Origin of the sequence: Micromonospora sp. CPCC 205739 (assembly GCF_036906795.1) — a bacterium.
Taxonomy (GTDB): domain Bacteria; phylum Actinomycetota; class Actinomycetes; order Mycobacteriales; family Micromonosporaceae; genus Micromonospora.
This window is the reverse complement of record NZ_JBAKHS010000063.1, coordinates 1-681: the sequence shown is the minus strand read 5'-3', so window position 1 is coordinate 681 and position 681 is coordinate 1. Positions and strand designations below refer to the sequence as shown.

The following is a 681-nucleotide window of genomic DNA, read 5'->3' as shown; positions in this document are numbered from 1 at the left end:
GGGGTTCCGGTCGGTTGTAGGCAGACGGGGGCGTTGATGGTGTTGGTGTCGAGGGTGACCGCGCCGGTCTGGGCGAGGGCGCGGCCTTGGAGGGTGGCGCCGGTGTTCATGGTGATGGAGGTCTGGGCCAGGATGTTGCCCTGGAAGCGGGTGCCGGTGCCGAGGGTGGCGGAGCTGCCGACCTGCCAGTAGACGTTGCAGGGTGAGGCGCCGTTGATGAACACGACGCTGCTGTTGGAGGCGGTGATGAGGGTGGAGGCGATCTGGAAGATGAAGACCGCGGCGGGGTCGCCCTGGCTGTCGAGGGTGAGGGTGCCGGTCAGTTGTGCGGTGCCGAGGCGGTAGACGCCGGGGAGCAGGGTGGCTCCGCCGAGTTCTGCCGGGAGGTTGGTGAACGGGGTGCGGCCGGCGGCGTCGTTGTAGGCGGTGGTGAGGTCGTTCTTGGCTTGCAGGGCGACGGCGTCGCCGAGGTGGATTTCGCCGGCGACGGTTCCGGGCGGGAAGCCGGGGGCGGTGTCGCCGGGGTGCACACCCAAACTTTGGGCCAGGAAGCTCGGGCCGGTGTTGGTGACGGTGGAGCCGGCCAGCACGGAGAAGTTCGCTGCCGTCCCCAGGCCGACCGGTGCTTCAGCGGCGCTCGCGCCGGTGCCGCTGACGATCAGCACGGCGACGGCCGCGCCG

Annotated in this window: 1 protein-coding gene; it reads right to left on the bottom strand. The window is 70.5% G+C overall.

Features of this window, described 5'->3' with window-relative positions; genetic code table 11:
- Nucleotides 1–681: ice-binding family protein (locus tag V6U88_RS30190; RefSeq protein WP_334458301.1), on the bottom strand; the 681-nt coding region annotated here is incomplete at both ends.